The organism is Pedobacter sp. WC2423 (assembly GCF_040822065.1).
Classification (GTDB): domain Bacteria; phylum Bacteroidota; class Bacteroidia; order Sphingobacteriales; family Sphingobacteriaceae; genus Pedobacter.
Window position 1 is genome coordinate 1,129,897 of the sequence record NZ_CP162005.1, and the last position, 15,414, is coordinate 1,145,310.

General features: G+C 38.8%; 15 protein-coding genes. 8 read left to right on the top strand and 7 right to left on the bottom strand.

Annotated features, from left to right (window positions below):
* The first annotated feature begins 12 nt into the window (after positions 1-12).
* The gene (locus AB3G38_RS04340; RefSeq protein WP_367867271.1) at positions 13-372 is read left to right on the top strand and encodes a hypothetical protein; all 360 of its coding nucleotides are present in this window, start codon (positions 13-15) and stop codon (positions 370-372) included.
* 46 nt (positions 373-418) lie between these two features.
* Here AB3G38_RS04340 and AB3G38_RS04345 read toward each other — a convergent pair whose 3' ends face one another.
* A complete protein-coding gene (locus AB3G38_RS04345; protein ID WP_367867272.1) occupies positions 419-1,900 on the bottom strand; it encodes a PLP-dependent aminotransferase family protein in 1,482 nt (493 codons plus the stop codon).
* 67 nt (positions 1,901-1,967) lie between these two features.
* Between AB3G38_RS04345 and AB3G38_RS04350 the strand changes: the two genes are divergently transcribed.
* Positions 1,968-2,495 carry a GNAT family N-acetyltransferase gene (locus AB3G38_RS04350; RefSeq protein WP_367867273.1) on the top strand — a complete coding sequence of 176 codons (528 nt, stop codon included), beginning with the start codon at positions 1,968-1,970 and terminating at the stop codon, positions 2,493-2,495.
* On the opposite strand, the gene AB3G38_RS04355 is transcribed toward AB3G38_RS04350, so the two are convergent.
* Positions 2,464-3,495, bottom strand: a complete 1,032-nt coding sequence (locus AB3G38_RS04355) for a DUF4236 domain-containing protein (protein WP_367867274.1) — start codon at positions 3,493-3,495, stop codon at positions 2,464-2,466. The two genes, AB3G38_RS04350 and AB3G38_RS04355, sit on opposite strands and share 32 nt — an antisense overlap.
* A 151-nt stretch (positions 3,496-3,646) precedes the next feature.
* Here AB3G38_RS04355 and AB3G38_RS04360 point away from each other — a divergent pair, with 151 nt between their 5' ends.
* Complete coding sequence (locus AB3G38_RS04360; protein ID WP_367867275.1) at positions 3,647-4,015, top strand: hypothetical protein; 369 nt, start codon at positions 3,647-3,649, stop codon at positions 4,013-4,015.
* Here the strand turns inward: AB3G38_RS04360 and AB3G38_RS04365 are convergent, their stop codons facing one another.
* Positions 4,016-6,235, bottom strand: a complete 2,220-nt coding sequence (locus AB3G38_RS04365; protein WP_367867276.1) for a hypothetical protein — start codon at positions 6,233-6,235, stop codon at positions 4,016-4,018.
* A 141-nt stretch (positions 6,236-6,376) separates the two neighbouring features.
* Here AB3G38_RS04365 and AB3G38_RS04370 point away from each other — a divergent pair, with 141 nt between their 5' ends.
* The 3 genes from AB3G38_RS04370 to AB3G38_RS04380 all read left to right on the top strand — a co-directional run bounded on the left by AB3G38_RS04370 (position 6,377) and on the right by AB3G38_RS04380 (position 10,324).
* The gene (locus tag AB3G38_RS04370; RefSeq protein WP_367867277.1) at positions 6,377-7,279 is read left to right on the top strand and encodes a DMT family transporter; all 903 of its coding nucleotides are present in this window, start codon (positions 6,377-6,379) and stop codon (positions 7,277-7,279) included.
* Complete coding sequence (locus AB3G38_RS04375) at positions 7,276-8,331, top strand: glycoside hydrolase family 130 protein (protein ID WP_367867278.1); 1,056 nt, start codon at positions 7,276-7,278, stop codon at positions 8,329-8,331. Before AB3G38_RS04370 ends, AB3G38_RS04375 begins: the two co-directional genes overlap by 4 nt.
* A 115-nt stretch (positions 8,332-8,446) precedes the next feature.
* Positions 8,447-10,324 carry a PAS domain S-box protein gene (locus AB3G38_RS04380; RefSeq protein ID WP_367867279.1) on the top strand — a complete coding sequence of 626 codons (1,878 nt, stop codon included), beginning with the start codon at positions 8,447-8,449 and terminating at the stop codon, positions 10,322-10,324.
* Between the two features lie 49 nt (positions 10,325-10,373).
* On the opposite strand, the gene AB3G38_RS04385 is transcribed toward AB3G38_RS04380, so the two are convergent.
* A complete protein-coding gene (locus AB3G38_RS04385; protein ID WP_367867280.1) occupies positions 10,374-10,802 on the bottom strand; it encodes a DUF1810 domain-containing protein in 429 nt (142 codons plus the stop codon).
* Positions 10,803-10,936: 134 nt separating this feature from the next.
* Between AB3G38_RS04385 and AB3G38_RS04390 the strand changes: the two genes are divergently transcribed.
* Both AB3G38_RS04390 and AB3G38_RS04395 read left to right on the top strand, forming a co-directional pair.
* Positions 10,937-11,863 carry an SDR family oxidoreductase gene (locus tag AB3G38_RS04390; protein ID WP_367867281.1) on the top strand — a complete coding sequence of 309 codons (927 nt, stop codon included), beginning with the start codon at positions 10,937-10,939 and terminating at the stop codon, positions 11,861-11,863.
* A 259-nt stretch (positions 11,864-12,122) separates the two neighbouring features.
* Positions 12,123-12,566 (top strand): hypothetical protein, encoded by a 444-nt coding sequence (locus AB3G38_RS04395; protein WP_367867282.1) that lies wholly within the window; start codon positions 12,123-12,125, stop codon positions 12,564-12,566.
* 43 nt (positions 12,567-12,609) lie between these two features.
* Here AB3G38_RS04395 and AB3G38_RS04400 read toward each other — a convergent pair whose 3' ends face one another.
* From AB3G38_RS04400 to AB3G38_RS04410, 3 genes are all read right to left on the bottom strand, one after another.
* Positions 12,610-13,434, bottom strand: coding sequence for a hypothetical protein (locus tag AB3G38_RS04400; RefSeq protein WP_367867283.1), 825 nt, complete (start codon positions 13,432-13,434; stop codon positions 12,610-12,612).
* 233 nt (positions 13,435-13,667) lie between these two features.
* Positions 13,668-14,423, bottom strand: a complete 756-nt coding sequence (locus AB3G38_RS04405) for a LytR/AlgR family response regulator transcription factor (protein ID WP_367867284.1) — start codon at positions 14,421-14,423, stop codon at positions 13,668-13,670.
* Positions 14,420-15,364, bottom strand: a complete 945-nt coding sequence (locus AB3G38_RS04410) for a sensor histidine kinase (protein WP_367867285.1) — start codon at positions 15,362-15,364, stop codon at positions 14,420-14,422. Before AB3G38_RS04410 ends, AB3G38_RS04405 begins: the two co-directional genes overlap by 4 nt.
* Between the last annotated feature and the right edge of the window lie 50 nt (positions 15,365-15,414).

Sequence of the window (15,414 nt, forward strand, 5' to 3'; positions counted from 1 at the left end):
AAAATATAAATCATGATTAAAACCTATTTAATGTATACTGGTGAGGACGGTGATTCTCATTTTAAAATTGGTAGTATAGCTGAAGGGGCGCTTGTTAAAGCCGACCACGTTCTTTTTAAGGAAAGTCCTGCTCATTCTACCTTTGACTGGCATAATGCGCCTATACCACAGTATGTGATCACCCTGTCAGGTATACTCGAATTTACTATGAAAAATGGCGAGACTTTTATCCTTCATCCAGGGGATATTCTGTTAGCTACTGATCATACCGGAACAGGGCACAAATGGAGATTATTGAATGATGAACCCTGGAAACGTGTTTATGCGATCTTTGAGGAAGGTGCAGACACTCATTTTATCCCTGACAACTGATAATTTTATTTGTACATCCGGCTATCATTGGCAGAGAAAATGAAAATCATCTGATCAGCTCTTTCAGAATTTGAACACTGCTGCTCAATTCATCTTTAGTAGAAGAAGCAAAACCAAGTCTTATCCCATTTGCATTAAAATCGGGGTAAATATGTGCCTTCCCATCAGCTAAATATAAACCTTTCTGATGGGCATTTTTAGCCAGTTTTTCCAGGTTAATTGAAGTGTCAAACATGGTCCATACCGACATGCCGCCTTCAGGTAGGGTAAAGTTTACAGCGCCTTTCAACTCTTTATACAGTAAGCCGCAAAAAAAATCTCTCTTTTCCTGATATATAGTTAATGTTTTCCTTAAATAACGTTGTATCGTGCCGTCATTCAATAAATCAGCCATTGCATTGTCCAGCACATGGTCACCTTGTCTATCTAACAATATCCGGACTCCCGCCAGCTGTTCGATGACGTTTTTTGCTGCGACCAGGTACCCCATTCGAAAAGCCGGAGAAAAACTTTTACTGAAAGATCCGCAATAAATGACCATTCCGTTTTCATCTGCACTGGCCAGTGGTAACAGCGGACGGTGTTTAAAATGGAAATCAAAATCATAGTCATCTTCAAAAATGATAAAACCATATTCATTAGCCAGCCTGAGCAGTTCCAATCGCCGGTCAATTCTTAAAGATACTGTTGTAGGATATTGGTGATGGGGTGTCACATATACCATTCTTATTTTTTGTTGCCGACAAACCTTACGAAGTTCATCTACGATCAGGCCATGTTCGTCTACAGGAACGCCGATATGTTTAGCACCTGCGTGCAGAAAATTATGTTCAGCTCTTTTCCATCCGGGAATTTCAGAAACAACTACATCGCCAGGGCTGATCAAAGCATTACAAACCAGGTTAATTCCCATCAAGGTACCTCTTACTGAAAGTATATTGTCAGCGGTTGTTTTCAGTCCTCTTGTTTCATTGAGATAATCGGATAAAGCTTGCCTGTAAGCAGACGGGCCTGCAGGATTTCCATAGCTACCAAATTTATGATACAACCCACTTCTTTCAAGCTGATTCCGGTAAGCCCGGTAAAATTCTTTTAATGGTGAAAATCTGGGGTCAGGATAACCATCATCTAAATGCAGCTCCGTGACAATAGCATCTCCGGAACGCTCTGGATAACTGATGGAAGGTACAGTAAAGCCAGCTATCTTTTGTGGTGCATGAACCAATTCGCTGCCCAGAGCAGCCGGTATATGATCAGCAATATGTTTGGAAACAAAAGTACCACTGCCTGTTGTGCTTTCCAGCCATCCCTGCATTTGCAATTCGGCATAAGCTTTGGAAACTGTGATACGATTGATATTTAGTAAATCAGAAAGATCTCTGGTACTCAGCAGTTTCTGGCCAGACTGAAGCTGACCGTTTTTAATAGATAAAAGTATGGCATCGGCCAGTTGCAGGTATACCGATCTTGGCAATAAAGAATCCAGCGTAATACTTTCAAAAATCTGTCGTAAAAATGGACTATTCATTATCTTTTAATTGGACTATCAAGGTAAGCCAATATACCATTAAGTTTGTACTGTTTAACCGAATAAAATGAAGACTATCACCATAAGTAAAGCTACAATTGAAAATAAAGAAACTGTACAGCTCATCGGCAGGCAAACTTTTCTGGAAACTTTTTCAACAAACAACACTGAACAGGACATGAAAAATTATCTGGAAGAAAGTTTCAGTGATCAGCAAATAAGTTCAGAACTGGCAAATTCAGATTCGCTCTTTTTTATTGCATGGGAAGATGAAAATCCTATAGGATACCTGAAATTAAACATCGGTCAGGCACAGACTGAATTACAGGACAATACAGGACTGGAGATTGAACGTATTTATGTCAAAAAGATTTTTCATGGTAAAAAAGTAGGTCAGCTGCTTTATGACAAAGCATTGGAAATAGCAAAGTTTCAACAGAAAGCCTATATCTGGTTGGGTGTATGGGAGCAAAATCCGCGTGCAATCAGGTTTTACGAAAAGAATGGCTTTATCGCTTTTGACAAACACATCTTCAAAATGGGCACAGATGAACAAACAGATATCATGATGAAAAAGTCATTACAGATCGTTTAATTGCTATTTGATATTCCTTAAATACGTTGCTGAATTCTTCAGTAAACTCATAGTTGCTAAATTCATATTCCTCATTTAACCCGGTGTGAGTTGATAATGTGATTTCACCGTACCTGATTATTGGAATTTGATAATTGTCATTGAATCGTTTATCTGGTGTACCATTTTTATTAACTCTGGCCCATGTTTTATCAATTATTTTTGAGTCGGCAGGAACAGTAGCTGTCTCTGTGAAGCGTACAGCGCGCTGTTGTAAGTTGATTTCGTCAATGCCGATAATTTCAAAATCTGCCGGGTTATGATGTATGATTATAAAACCCGGATAGCAATACAAGTCTGCTCCATTTGCATTTTCGAAATAAAGCGCTTCAATATTTGATCTCAGGCCGGGAACTGACCTGAACGAGCATTTGACCTCCTGTTTATTGACGATGGTACTTGCTGAAGAACGCGCGACTACACGGTCTTGAAAATGTGCGCTTGTAATATCCCAGATTTTATGACTGGTTGCTAATTTCTTAAATGCGTTAACCAGCTTGTCATGCTTTTCTTTCATTTCTGAGTCAAAATCAATATCAAGTTTTACGTAACAATTTTCAATTACTGTCTTGGTCTGATGAATTGCTTCTTTTTGCAGCTCAATATCTGCCGCCAGGTTCTCAGGGATACGCTTAATAAACAGCCCATAAAGAAATATAAAGCTGAGCATACGCTTCAATTTTGAAGTTCCTAAAGTTGTCTGTATGCTTAACAGATCATGCGCTAATTCTTTTTTTTGCTGATGAGCCAGAACGATTACTTCTTTTATACCTTGCCTGTCCTGACTGGTTATTTTATGGATATCTGCACTAAAAATATTGCTGGTGGAGGCAAAAGGTGTTGTATAGGAGTGAGGTATATTTGCTCCTTTAGTACCAATTGAAGTCGATATACCACTTTTGCTTAAGTTTAAATGTATTACAGGAATGATTTTTAAGCGTTTGTGAAAACTCCAGGCCATATTTTTTAGAATTACAGGTTGATTTATTCTTCAAAAATATAAAGCACTAGTTTGATTTTTTTACGGAAAACCATAAAACACAAGACTATTTTTTCAAATACTTTTGCTGCTGTTTAATATGTGTTTTAATCAAAAACCTTAGCTTTACCCCATGAAAACAAGCGAATTAAGAATCGGAAATTACGTTAAAACTTTAGCTGGAAATGATCCGGTAAAAGTAGAATCTATTCATAACAAAGGCATTAATACTCATATTGACACAGAAGAAATCCTTCCTGTCCCGATTACTGAAAACTGGCTGGTTAATCATTTTGGCTTTAAAAATAATGGCCAGGGTTATTATCAGCATCCGGAATTCAACTTTTTTTTATATCACGTTGCAGAAGATGAATATTTCGATTGTTACAAACAAGTACCCGCAAATGACGAAACAGGAGATTTTAAAACAATGCAACATATTCATAAATTACAAAACCTGTTTTTTGAATTGTTTGAGGAAGAATTAACCATTCAGGATTAATTATTTTCCAGGTTTCCAACTTATATTGATTTGCTGATTTCCAGATAGGGGGTATTCAAGATGCCCCTTTGGAGTTACCTTCCCTTTTAAAGGCTTTGTTTCCCCACTAATAGTGACTGTGAAATCCGGTAATCTGGTAGCATCGTCCTTAATGATCATCATTCTGCAATTCAGCCGTTCATCTCCAAGGGTAGAAAAATGTATATTTTTCCCTTTAATAGCTTTGAAACCTGTAGTTGGATAATCTACATAGATCATAAAAGATTCATCTGGTACCCGAAGATAATGTCTTGGTAAAATACCAAAGGCATTTCCTGCACCATAAACCTCCTGACCAACCGTACCAGACTTTTGCCAGCCATCTTGCAGGTCTTCCAGCGCAATCCAAAGCTTAGGGGCAACTTCCCCGATCTTTGGTTTTACCTCCAGCATTTCTTCAGGCAGCATATCAGGATAATAATATGCTGCCCGGTCTACCAGGTAGCGGATATATTCTGCGATTAATAACTTTAGCGACGGAAGGATTTCAACACCCTCCGCATGTTTCAGATAATCATGTAACGCACAAAACACTTCCTGTTCCTCATAAACTGCAGTATATGGTGCATCATTAAGCGGAAACAGTGCAAAGAATTTCGGAAAGTTTCTGCCATAACCATAATTGCAATCCCAAATTTGTGTATTGCGGAATATCCCTGCCAAGCACATATAACTAAGGTTCAGGTAAAGCTCATTCTCAGTGATCTTGTAAAGACGCAATAATGCGCCAGCAGCAAACGCCGTATTATTGGCCTGATAAAACACTTCGAACCCATAACGCTGCAATGTTTTTGCTGCCTTTTCCGCTTCATTTAAAAAGCGTTGTTCTTTGGTCAACTCCCAGGCCTGAAGCATCACATGGGCATAGATCCCGGCTACGTCTTTTTCTCCTCCTTTACCTTCAGCGGTCTCTGCTTTAAGTACCTCCAGCGTATCCATTTTGTAAAAAACCGGCCATTGATAGTTGAAATGATGCGCTACCTTGATTGCAAATTCAAGCGAATCCAGAAAAAGTTTCTCCGCAATCCGATCGCCTTTCAAAGCAAGCCTGGACAAATTAAGCAAAGGATGGTGCAAATACCATGAATCCATCACACCCGGCTGCTTCTGTTCTTCTTCTCCTTCAAGCTTTTCTTCTGCAGAAGGTAACCAGCGCATAATCGAACCTATCTTCTCGTTATAAAACGCAGGTAAGCCATCTTTAATAGTTTGCATGACGTCAAGTTCCGTTTTACTCCATTCCACATAATCCAGTAATGGAAGCAATACTGCAAGCTGCACCATGATTTCTGGTGGAGTACTGTAATCACTCACATAAGCATTGAAATATTTATGTCCCGCTACCTGGCTCCAGCATCCCGGGCTTTCTATCAGGTCTTTTAAACCCTTGTCCAGAATTTCAGGCCAATCCTGATAATTGGTTTCTGGTCTTGGAAGCAGCAGATAAATTCTGGCCAGCAGATCGGGAAATTGTTTGGTCATTTGAAATTCCTCACCAGAAACCTGTTCATCGAAAGCTATAAACGCATCTGAGATAGTCACCTCTTTTCCTGCCTTTAAAGGTTGTTCTGTTGCCGCAGGTAATGCAAAGCCCAGTTCTGGCCAGCTGCCACCAACAACATTTGCACAAGAGGTTAGCGTTTGCTGGCAATAATCGGCAAGGGCGGTTAAATTTTGCAAATAAAGAATAGCTGCGGAACTGGGTCTGGTTTCGGTCAGATAAATTAATCCTGTCCGGGTACCTTCCTGACTTACGTGTATCTTTCCCGCTGTATTTTCAGGATTGCCCTTTTTACCGGTAAAGAATATATCTCTTGGCCAGAATGGAATAAAAAGATCCTTTGCTGGTGTCAGCTTTGTCGTATACCGTAATACAGGAACTGCTGATTGCTCATCTATAAAGATGGTTACCTGATGTGTTCCACTATAACTATCGAGCTTAAATCCGATACCCTGGTTATCTTCTGTTACTTTTTTTACTGCAAAAAAACCTTCAGGGCTAAATGCTGCCCGAAAAGCGACAAGACCGCCATCAGGCATTTGAGTCGTAATCCAGATGGAGTCTTTCCCTTGATAAACCTTAAATTCAAAACTACCTGCTGTTTGAGTATAAAGTACTGTTTTAATTTCCGATAATTCAGCACTTGCGCTTAATGCCCAGGGAGATAATCCTTTCCTCATAAGTTATGTTTAATTTTGATGAACATTTAACACCCATGCCGAAGCTTTGTTTTAATTGATGTTTTCAAATTATTTAAACAATCCTATCTTAAGGCATGTTAATTATTTGTCACCTTACTCAATCAATTTGTAGCACTTCGAATGAAAAATAAACAAACCTCTGCCATGCTATGGCTGATTTTTATCATGCTGGTATGGGGGAGTACTTATGCAGTAACCAAATCTGTTGTTCATGTGCTGCCGCCAGGTTGCTTTGCTTTTGTTCGTTTTATGATCGCTTTGTTATGCCTTTTACCGGTTTATCTCTCAGACCGTAAAGCTATGGCTGCCCAGCAATTTAAGAAGGCTGATTATTGGTGGCTTTTCCTCATGGGAATAACAGGTATTTCAGGTTACTACGTTTTTTTTAATTATTCTCTGATGTATACTTCTGCGTCCAGCGGGGCATTAATCCAGGGCTTTATTCCAATTTGTATTGCTTTATCTGGAGTTATTTTTCTCAAAGAGCACTTATCCAGGCTACAGCTTACAGGAATCTGTTTGTCTTTTATCGGTGTAATTCTGGTTGGTTTAATTGCTGCGGAAGATAAGGGCGAAAAAAGCAGTTTAACAGGTAATCTGCTCATGATTGTTGCCGTACTCTGCTGGACAATTTATACTTTGATTTCCCGTAAATTGAATCATTTGAAGCCGATTATCATTACTTTTTGGAGTGGTTGTATAGGTACTGTATTATTGCTGCCACTTTCAATATATGAGTTTAGTCAATTAACGCAGCCAGTTCAGATTGGGCTTAAAGGATGGTTTGCCTTGATTTATCTGGGTGCCATTTCCTCTGCTTTGTGCTACTTAATGTATAATAAAGCACTGGAACAGTTGCCAGCTGCAATGGTAGGGAATTTTCTTAATCTGGATATCCTGATTGGGGTATTAATCGCAGTATTGTTTTTACACGAGCAGGTTAGTCTTATTCAGGTAGTTGGCGGCATATTCATCCTTTCAGGATTGATTTTGAGTTCACGAAAAAATAATAAATTACAATGAAGGATCTTGCGAAACGTTTTCCCGAAAATCCACTACTAATGCCTAAAGATATTACACCTAGTGCCCAGGGGCTTCAGGTGATCTGTTTACTCAACCCCGGCGTGTTTATTTTTGGTGGAAAAACCTGGCTGCTGGTCAGGGTAGCAGAAAGTATAAAACAAGTTGAAGGCTGGGCCTTCATTCCTGTTCTCAACGAAGAGGGACATTTAGAGATCATGGAGGTACCACTAAATGACCCGGATCTGATTGCAACAGATGCCAGGATATTTAATTACAAAGGATTAGACTACCTGACTACGGTATCACACTTGCGTTTGCTGAGCAGTCTGGATGGAATAAACTTTTCAGAAGATGTAAACTATCCTGGTCTGTTTGGTAAAGGCAAACTTGAACGTTATGGTATCGAAGATTGCAGGGTTTCACTCGTAGAAGGACTTTATCATCTTACCTACACCGCAGTTTCTGAAAATGGGGTTGGGGTAGGGTTGCAAACTACTACAGACTGGCAGCACTTTGAACGTAAGGGAATGATTTTGCCTCCCCACAATAAAGATGTCGCTATTTTTGAGGAAAAAATTGGCGGTATGTTTTACGCATTACACAGACCAAGCAGTAAAGATATTGGCGGTAATTATATCTGGCTTGCAGAATCCCCTGATGGGCTGCATTGGGGAAATCATCAATGTATTTTGAAAACCCGTGCTGGAATGTGGGACAGTGCAAGGGTTGGCGGTGGTGCATCACCAATTAAAACTGAGCAAGGCTGGCTGGAAATCTATCACGGTGCTACCGCAGAACACCAATATTGTCTGGGTGCATTTTTAATGGATCTGGAAGATCCGTCAATTGTTCTGGCCAGAAGTATTGAGCCAATTATGGTGCCAACAGAAAGCTATGAACTAAGCGGTTTTTTTGGTTTTGTTGTTTTTACCAATGGCCATATAGTTCACGGAGATCATCTGACTATTTATTACGGCGCTGCCGATGAATTTGTATGCGGAGCTGACTTCTCTGTCCGGGAGATTTTGGAGTCATTAAAATGGAACACCTGAGCATCACAATCAAAAGCATTACTCATTAATTTATCTTAATTTATAACTGATTATTTTGTTTATCTTTCTTAGTGAAATAGATTAACAATGATTAGTTTTGTTCTATTAACTATTTATGGAAGATTTCAGGATACTTCAGGGGAAAATTGCTCAATATGAGAAGGAAAACAAAGAGCTGAAACTTCGCTTAGCGGAGTTGAATGACTTTGTGGAGAACGCCTCATTGCCACTACATTGGGTTAACGCTGAAGGAATAATTATTTGGGCTAATCAAGCTGAATTTGTTTCATTAGGTTATACAAAAGAAGAATATATTGGATTTCCTATCAGTAATTTTCATGCAGATCAGGAAGTTATACAAGATATTCTATACCGGCTAACCAACAACCAGACATTGCTTAATTATCCAGCCAGGCTGCGCTGTAAAAATGGTGATATCAAACACGTACTCATCAATTCAAGTGTACTCTGGAAAGAAGATAACTTTGTTCATACCCGGTGTTTTACCAGGGATATTACGCCCCTGATCCACGAACAGGAAAGAAAGGCAGAGCTGATAAATGAGCTGGAACAGAATGAAACCAAGTTAAAAATAGCCATAGAATCCACTAACCTTGGCACATGGGAGTGGGATCCAAAAACAAATATTTTAATCTGGTCAGAAGAATGCAGAAATGTCTTTGGCTATCCTGCTGCTGAACAAATAACTTTTGATGAATTCAGTGAGATGATTTATCCTGAAGACAGATCAAATGTGCTTCAGGCTATGCATGAATCTATTGAATCCGGTAACAGTGAAACGCATCACCTGACTTACAGGATTTACCGTCTGGATAACAACGAAATGCGCTGGATTAAAGTGCAGTGGAGAAGGAGCTTTAAAACAGATCGTTACGCCAGCTTATTAATCGGAACTACACTGGATATCACAGACGTTAAATATGCAGAAGAGAAAAGTGCAAAGTTAGCTGCTATTGTCAATTCAAGCAATGATGCTGTGATCAGTAAAACTTTAAATGGAATCATTACCAGCTGGAACGACTCAGCAGAGCGGACTTTTGGCTATAGTGCGGCAGAAATAATAGGTCAGCCAATACTTAAATTAATACCACCTGACCGCCAGGAAGAAGAAGTCCAGATTCTTTCCCGGTTAAGTAAAGGCGAAAGGGTAAATCATTTTGAAACCAGAAGAATTACTAAATCCGGAAAAACGATCGATGTGTCCCTGACTATATCGCCCGTTAAAGATACGGACGGTAAAATTATCGGGTTATCAAAGATTGCCAGAGATATTACTGAGCGGAAACAAGAAGAGCAGCGGAAAAATGATTTTGTGGCCATGGTGAGCCATGAATTGAAGACTCCTTTAACTGCGCTTACGGGTTATCTGCAGTTATTACTGATGCGTTCAAAAAAAGAAGGGGATGAGTTCAGTATTAAATCATTAATCAGAGCAGAAGCTCAGACCAAAAAAATGATAGCTATGATTCATGATTTTTTGAGTCTGGCAAGAATGGAAGAAGGAAAGCTTCAGATAGAAAGAAGGAAAGTAGAATTACATCCTTTAATGATGGAAATTGCTGAAGATGCTAAATTTTTAACTTCACAGCATACGATAAAACTAATAGACTGTGAGGGAATTATAATCAATGCCGACAGAGACAAAATCGGTCAGGTATTAATGAACCTGGTTAGCAATGCCATTAAATATTCACCTGAAGGAGGCTTAGTTACACTGGGTTGTGAAAAACAAAACGGAAAAGTAAAAATCTATGTCAGCGATCAGGGTATAGGTATAAGCCCTAACGATCAAAAAAGATTGTTTGAACGCTTTTACAGAGTCAATAATAATGGGATAAAAACTGTACCTGGATTCGGTATAGGTTTATATCTTGTTTCAGAGATCCTGCGTTATCATGACAGTGAAATTAGGGTTGAAAGTGAAGAAAAAGCAGGATCAGTATTTTACTTTTATTTACAGACCCTTAGCTGATTAATATAGCCTGTTTATGCTAATGATTCAGCAACCTGATCCATTAAAATCAACGCTGGAGGTTGAGGATTTTTAAAGTAATATGATCTTTCAGGCCGTTAAAGAATTTATTTAATACCTTTTCAAAAACAGGATCACTGTTTGGAATTTCAGAAAATAAAGTCATGCATGATTTCAGTTTCAAATCGTCCGGGCTATCCAGTATCAGGTGTGCATCATTGGTATCCAAATTAAGCAGTGTATGACACATCAAAATCAGCCTTGGACCAAGTACCCGGTGATGCATAAATTCAGTAGCCTCCTGCAGATCCTTTATTCCATAATATTTTGAGATTTCAGTAAAACCCAGACCCTGGATCTGCGGAAAAATATACCACATCCAGTGTGTATGTTTTTTACCATGCTGAATCTCGCCAAGCGCAGTTTGGAATACCCCTTTTTGAGCAGTTATAAATCTTTCCAGGTCGTGTGATTTCATGTTAATTAATGATTTTCGAGGGCTTTAGCTTAGTTTTTCGTTGATTTATTGAGGTATTAAGGTAAACATTTTTTTTTGAAAACTTTTGTTAAATTACAGTGTTGACGCCTAAGTAAACATTAAACCTTTATCTTATGAAAGAAGAAAGTAAAATCGATACCAGGACTGAAACTAACGTATCTCCGTTTGAAGATCCGACAAAGAAATATTTCAAACCTCCATTTAAAGAACAAACACAGCCCTGGCCAGGACTCGCTTCAAAGATGTCACCGGTACCTGACCACGGTGAAAAAAGTTATGTTGGTTCTGGCAGACTCACCGGACGCAAAGTATTGATCACCGGTGGTGACTCTGGTATAGGAAGAGCAGCCGCCATTGCTTATGCCAGAGAAGGTGCTGATGTGGCTATAAACTACCTGCCTGAAGAAGAACCAGATGCTCAGGAGGTTATTGAGCTGATCAAAAAAGCAGGACGTAAAGCAATAGCTATTCCCGGAGATATCAGAACAGAAGAATTTTGCGAAAAGCTTGTTAAAGATGCGGTAAAAGAACTTGGTGGATTAGATATTTTAGTGAACAATGCAGGCAGACAGCAAAGCCATCAGTCTATCCTGGATCTGAGTACAGAGCAGTTTGACTGGACAATGAAGACCAATATTTATGCACCTTTCTGGATTACAAAAGCGGCCTTACCTCATCTTAAACCTGGTTCTTCAATTATTGTAACTACTTCAGTTCAAGCTACAGATCCTTCACCAGATCTCTTTGATTATGCGCAAACCAAAGCTGCAAATACGAGTTTTGTGAGGTCAATGGCAAAACAACTGGGGCCTAAAGGTATCCGTGTCAATGGTGTTTCACCTGGCCCGATCTGGACAGTGCTGCAAGTTACAGGAGGTTCAACCCAAGAGAAAGTAAAACAATTTGGCAAAGAAACTCCTTTAGGCAGACCGGGTCAGCCAGCGGAGTTAGCTTCCATCTATGTACAACTGGCAGCGAATGACGCAAGTTATTCCACTGGCCAGATTTATGGCGCTGCCGGCGGTAGTGGCCAACCATAAGTATTCCGGGCAATCCTGATCAGGATTGCCCAAATTTGTAAAATCAATTCCGTTTAATATTGAAAACGGAATTGGGCCGTACAATAATTAAAATAGATTTTCAAAGCTTCCACAATAGACACTTTTTGAAACCTCATCATTCATCACATCTTTAAAGACTATAAATACTTCATAAGTCCTGCCTTTAGTCCTGACAGGGCTGGAGTTCAGGCATAAAGTATCTTTGAGTTCGTCTGCCAGAGAAGGTGCATATATTCACATGCATATTACAAAGCCTCTTACTGCAGCTTACGGGCTAAATGATTCTCCAGCTGGATTGTGTGCATGGATTATTGAAAAATTTAATAGCTGGAGCGATAACAATGGTCATATCGAGCACGCTTTTAAGAAGGATGACCTGCTCGCTAACGTCACTTTATACTGGATCACACAAACGATCCATTCCTCGATGAGAATTTATAACGAAAATAGTAAAAACCCATTAATTTTCGGAAAGAACGATTTTATAAAAGTACCGGTAGGCTTTGTTAAGTTCCCGAAAGAATTGCCAACTCCGCCACGCGCTTACGTGGAAAAAAGTTTTAATATCCGGCACTGGAATCCCATGCCTGCAGGCGGACATTTTGCTGCTTCAGAACAACCCGGATTACTGGCAGATGATCTCATCGGTTTCTTTTCAAAATTGAATGAAAAAGAGCTGTAATAGTATAAAGAGGAACTTTAACTTAGCATAAGGAGATGTCCATTTACGCTTTCGCTTTGGGTATCCGTAATATTTCTTCTTTGAATTCTCTGGTCAAAATCGGATATAAGTCTTCAAATTCCCAAAGCCGCATGGGCGTAATTTGAATATACTCAACCGGATACCATATTTTCACATAATTTCTGATTGCCGTTTTTGCTTTTTCAGGCTCACCTGCTAAAAGGAAAAGCCTTGCGGCATGCAGGTGACTATCTTCATTAGTCAGTTCTTCCGCAAATTTTTCATAATACGCTAAACTTTCGTCCGTGTTTCCCTCTTCAAACATAAAGCCAAGTAAATATTCTGCTCCTTTAAGGCTGTCATGCGTTAATTTTGGCTTGTACTTTTTTAATTGTGCAATAAAGTCAGGCATTTCTTTTCCATTTTTAATAATTTGAAGTGGTGCCGGATCAATTGTTAAGTTCTTTTTACCCTTAAGTTTAGCTAAATGCTGGTTCACCTGGTGTTTATAGGTATTAAAACGATGGTCTTCCAAATCCAGCTTCTTCTTTTCTGCCAGATATGTTTTGTAGAAATCCGCTGCTCTTTGCTGATGATTACTGCTGATGGCCGCACTGGTATAAGCAAAGAAATGTTCAGATAAAATGTTTCCCGCATACCATTGTCCGTCAAATGGTAAAGCCTTCTCATCATTTTCCATCGCCAACTCAAAATTACTGCTGAAATAGTTATATTCTGCTAAAACAATAGATTTTTGCGGTTCAAACGCTGCAATTTCTGCAAGTTGCGCTAATCCGGATTCTATTTGCCCGCTTCTTAAAGTGTCTAATACGTCTCTGAGTTTTTTCGGTATTTTAACAATTTCCATAAAATGTCTGCTATTTCTTCAGGTGATAAATAATTCACGCAATATATCAACAAATACGGATTGAATAAAATTTAATGCAGATCTTACAAAAGATAATTTACATTCAATAAAAGATAATACAGATTGAACAAATAATATGGACGTTCAAATCAAGATAATGAATCAGGAAACTGAAGATGATGAATCAGGAAGATCTGTCTGAGCAGCTAATAAAAACCTATTTAAACGCTTTGCTACCGGTTATCCAGCCAGTTTAAGAATAACGTGGCTTTATCTTTACCTATAATCAGCTGCCCGGAAGTGGAAATATTCAGTTTAACCATTAATTTACGGGCAAAATAGTGCTCTACTTCTTTGACAGCACTATAATTAATCAAATATTGACGATTAATACGAAAGAATTGCTTTGGATTCAGCACTTTATAAAGTTCTTCCAGTGATTGTGAAATTCCATATTCTTCACCGGCAGCTGTGACCAGGGTTGTGATTTCATCACGGATATAAAAGCAGGCAATATCTTGGGTTTGTATTGTGCTGTATTTATTATTTTTAAAAACCAAAAAACCCGTTTTACCCACCGGATCCAGTAGCTTGTTCATTTGAACTGAAGCATGTTCATTGACCTGAAAAAAGTTCTGAAGCAAGGTCACTTTTTCAAATGCGCTTTGCAGACTGTCTGCTGAGAAAGGTTTTAAAATGTAATCAATACCATTTGCCTTAAAAGCATCCAGTGCATACTCATCGAAAGCCGTGCAAAATATAACCGGAGCACGCACTTCTGTTCGTTTAAAAATCTCAAAACAGTTACCATCGGCTAATTGAACATCCATGAAGATAAGGTCAGGACTAACCTGTGCTGAAAAATAGGCCACTGCTGTTTTGACACTTTGGATGGTTGCCGTAATTTGAGCAGAGGGCTGGAGGGAGAGAATCATTTTTGCTAATGCTTTAGCAGTTTTGATCTCATCTTCTATGATGACGATATTCATATCAATGGAAGTTTAACAGTAAATGATCCGGAATTTTCTTCTATGGCTATAGTTTGATTTGTCAAATGCTGGTAACGCTGGTTTATATTTTCCAGTCCCATTTTTAAAGAGGGATCAGGGTTCATTTTTAACTGCAAGTTGTTCTGAACACAAAGCATATCTTGTTTGATGTACAAGGAAATAGTCAAAGGCTGTTCGAGTGAAACTACATTATGTTTGATACAATTTTCTACCAGTAGCTGTAAAGTAAATGGTGGTATCAGAGACGTTGAATAGCTTTCAGGCAGCTGATCATCAAAATTAATCCCTTCCTCAAACCGGGCACTCAGTAAAAACATATACGAATGCAAAATGCTTAATTCTTCTGCTAAAGGGATAACATCCTGTTTTCGTTTCTCGAGTGTAAATCTGTAAAAATCTGAGAGGTTCAGAATAAATTCAGCACTATGCTTGTCTTCAATCTCCACCATTGATTTTAATGTATTCAGGCTGTTAAAGAGAAAATGCGGATTAACCTGCTGTTTCAGTGACTCGTATTGTGCATTCAGGTGATCAGCTTTAACACGTTCCAGTTCCAGTTCGATTTGATGATTTCTATATGTTTGATATAAGAAATATAAGAACATATATATTGTCAGGTTAATGAGTATCCCCCGGAACTGATACATTAAAATCATACTTTGAAAATGATACTTTGGGAATAACAGCTGATGAATGCCAACCAATATCAGCATCAATACGAGTCCAAAGAAGATACTGTAAAAGAGCCTCAGGTTAAAAAACCTGTTGGTGACCTGGATACTGGAAAATTTAGGTAATCCGTAAATGTTGAAATACCAGGTAGCAAGAGAGAATAAAAAAGCAATAGAAGCATCTGCAGCTAATTCTAAAAGGGTTACGTGAAGTTGCAGGATTTTTGGTATAGAGGCAAGTATGCCCATAAATAAGGAACTGAACCAAATGATTTTTGGCGAGACAAAGAAAACTGATT

Bases quoted from the DNA above. Each gene is read 5' to 3' on its own strand.
- AB3G38_RS04340 (WP_367867271.1), top strand. From the start codon at position 13: ATGATTAAAACCTATTTAATGTATACTGGTGAGGACGGTGATTCTCAT.
- AB3G38_RS04345 (WP_367867272.1), bottom strand. From the start codon at position 1,900: ATGAATAGTCCATTTTTACGACAGATTTTTGAAAGTATTACGCTGGAT.
- AB3G38_RS04350 (WP_367867273.1), top strand. From the start codon at position 1,968: ATGAAGACTATCACCATAAGTAAAGCTACAATTGAAAATAAAGAAACT.
- AB3G38_RS04355 (WP_367867274.1), bottom strand. From the start codon at position 3,495: ATGGCCTGGAGTTTTCACAAACGCTTAAAAATCATTCCTGTAATACAT.
- AB3G38_RS04360 (WP_367867275.1), top strand. From the start codon at position 3,647: ATGAAAACAAGCGAATTAAGAATCGGAAATTACGTTAAAACTTTAGCT.
- AB3G38_RS04365 (WP_367867276.1), bottom strand. From the start codon at position 6,235: ATGAGGAAAGGATTATCTCCCTGGGCATTAAGCGCAAGTGCTGAATTA.
- AB3G38_RS04370 (WP_367867277.1), top strand. From the start codon at position 6,377: ATGAAAAATAAACAAACCTCTGCCATGCTATGGCTGATTTTTATCATG.
- AB3G38_RS04375 (WP_367867278.1), top strand. From the start codon at position 7,276: ATGAAGGATCTTGCGAAACGTTTTCCCGAAAATCCACTACTAATGCCT.
- AB3G38_RS04380 (WP_367867279.1), top strand. From the start codon at position 8,447: ATGGAAGATTTCAGGATACTTCAGGGGAAAATTGCTCAATATGAGAAG.
- AB3G38_RS04385 (WP_367867280.1), bottom strand. From the start codon at position 10,802: ATGAAATCACACGACCTGGAAAGATTTATAACTGCTCAAAAAGGGGTA.
- AB3G38_RS04390 (WP_367867281.1), top strand. From the start codon at position 10,937: ATGAAAGAAGAAAGTAAAATCGATACCAGGACTGAAACTAACGTATCT.
- AB3G38_RS04395 (WP_367867282.1), top strand. From the start codon at position 12,123: ATGCATATTACAAAGCCTCTTACTGCAGCTTACGGGCTAAATGATTCT.
- AB3G38_RS04400 (WP_367867283.1), bottom strand. From the start codon at position 13,434: ATGGAAATTGTTAAAATACCGAAAAAACTCAGAGACGTATTAGACACT.
- AB3G38_RS04405 (WP_367867284.1), bottom strand. From the start codon at position 14,423: ATGAATATCGTCATCATAGAAGATGAGATCAAAACTGCTAAAGCATTA.
- AB3G38_RS04410 (WP_367867285.1), bottom strand. From the start codon at position 15,364: ATGGGCATACTTGCCTCTATACCAAAAATCCTGCAACTTCACGTAACC.